3 protein-coding genes are annotated in these 2,130 nt (G+C 59.1%); all 3 read left to right on the top strand.

Going from position 1 to position 2,130, the window contains the following annotated elements; translation table 11 throughout:
• A partial coding sequence (locus tag B4F73_RS01040; protein ID WP_290482312.1) for a hypothetical protein occupies positions 1-669 on the top strand: 669 nt, incomplete at its 5' end.
• Positions 666-1,412, top strand: coding sequence for a hypothetical protein (locus B4F73_RS01035; RefSeq protein WP_206992729.1), 747 nt, complete (start codon positions 666-668; stop codon positions 1,410-1,412). The genes B4F73_RS01040 and B4F73_RS01035, both read left to right, overlap by 4 nt.
• 506 nt (positions 1,413-1,918) lie before the next feature.
• The coding region (locus B4F73_RS01030; protein ID WP_290482311.1) for an ATP-binding cassette domain-containing protein at positions 1,919-2,130 on the top strand (212 nt) is incomplete at its 3' end.

Below are 2,130 nucleotides of genomic sequence, written 5' to 3'. Positions count from 1 at the left end.
AACTGGAATGGCGCGCGGGCAGACCGGGAGCTGGGTGACCAATACACAATTCGTCTGGTCGCCGACCTTGAACAGGACCTGGCCGACAATCTGGTTCTGCTCGCCTATTATGATCAGGTGCTCGCCAGTGTCGTGGAGGCCGATCGGCTGTTGGCCAGCCCTGATGCAAACCCGAAGGACCTCGTTGCCGCCGCTTACCGGGCGAGCGAGTTCAGCAACAATCCGACCGACCGGGCGACGTGGGATCAGATCGTCTCTTCCGGGCATCTCGGCCTGCTGCCAAGCCAGGAGGTGGCGGATGGATTGTCCGAATATTACAAGTTTCAGGATCTGAACGACGAGACCAATAGCCTGCTGCAGGGCACGCCCTACAGGTTTGCAGTCCGGGCACTCATTCCGCTGCCCCTCCAGCTGGCGATCAGGGAAGGGTGCAGTGACACGGTCGGCGAAGCCGGCACCATTACCGGCTTTGTGGAGGAGTGTCGTATAGATGTGGATGAGGCCCTGCTCGAGGCAACGGCGCATGAACTGAAATCTTCGCCGTCAATTCGGGAAGCCTTGCGCCACCAGTATTCCATGGTTGCCACCGTGCGCAACAATATTGGCGGAAACATCGCCAGCCTCGAAGTCGTGATCGACGGGCTTCGCAATGACGGGGTCGCCCCATGATCCTCCGCCGTCTCACCAATGCGATCCGCAGGCGGGACTGGTTCACGGTCGTCATCGAAACGCTGATTGTCGTGCTGGGTGTCTTCCTCGGTCTGCAGGTGAACAACTGGAACGTGGTGCGCGGCAACCGGGTCGCCGAGGCCGATTTCATGGAACGCCTGCACCCTGATATTGTCAGGGTTGAGCAATCGTCAGAGCGCGTTCGTGCGCGCAGGGTGTCTGTCGTTGATGATCTTCGCTCAGCGACCGAAGTCATTTTTGACGTTGTTGAGCGAGACCGGCTGACTCAAGCCGAATGCATGGCGATCGCCACCTCTCATTACTACAATATCAACGTCCTCAGTTTGCCCTCGGTCACGGAGCTGACAAATGCCGGGCGGCTTTCCATTATCAGGGATCCGGCGCTACGCGCAGCACTTGTTGACTATGAGCAACGCGTTGAAGCGCTTTTGGCCTATATCGAGAAAGATCACGCCCTGGCGAATAATTTGCTGATGCTCAGACCAGAGCTTGTGAAGGTTCAACCGGTCTTTGACGCCGAGCTGGGCGAAATGCAGACACGACCCGACTGCGATTTGGAAGCTATGAGAGAGGATCGAGCCTTTCTGAATGCGGTGGCCGAAAACCTTGACGCCTATGACGCTTACCTGCGCGACGGTTTGCTGCCATGGGACGCCCAGCTCGCTGAGATTCATCGCCTGATCGACACCGCACTTGAGATAACACATGAGGCGGCGCAATAGACGCCAGCGCCGATGAATTGGCCGAAGGCGTTCGCGCGCTGCGAAGCGTTCCGGATAGTCTCAAGGCGCTGAAGCTTCGCAATGCGCAAGTCGACGGCCGAGTAACTGACCTTGTGACCACCGTTGAAACATTTGGCATGAACGAAATATTTGCCAGGGACATCGCCCCGTGACCCCGCGCCGGGGTGCTTGAGGGCTCTCCTCCAACATTACCCAAACTTCACGCTTCACGAAGGCGTGAGCCGCTTGGACCCGGCCAGCCTGCTACCTATATCTGGTTGGAGAGAGAGGTTTGCGTTCGCTGCGTTTGTCCCCCTCCCCCCCAGAGTAATGCAGCGAACCGCCCGTCATGCCATTTACAGTTCTCCCCCTACTGGTGGCATGGCGGGCATACTCTCTGATCTCTCCCGCCCGCAGATGCCCGCAATCTGCCCGGGATCGCCCGCATCATCCGATAGCGCACCCACGCCCTTGCTTTCACGGTAGTCTCTAGTAGACCGCCGCGCATGCTTACCATTTCAAATCTCGATTTTCAGGTCGAAGCCCGGCCCCTGTTTGAATCTGCCACGGCGCAGATCTCGGCCGGCTGGAAAGTCGGCCTTGTGGGCCGCAACGGCACGGGCAAATCCACCCTGCTGCGCCTGATCCGCGAGGATGTGGAAAACCCGCGCAATGACAGCGCCATCCGCCTGAATACCGGCGCCCGGCTCGGCTGGGT

The organism is Hyphomonas sp. UBA3601 (assembly GCF_002375605.1).
GTDB lineage: Bacteria > Pseudomonadota > Alphaproteobacteria > Caulobacterales > Hyphomonadaceae > Hyphomonas.
Note: the sequence above shows the minus strand (reverse complement) of the source record. Positions and strands in the feature narration are given on the sequence as shown.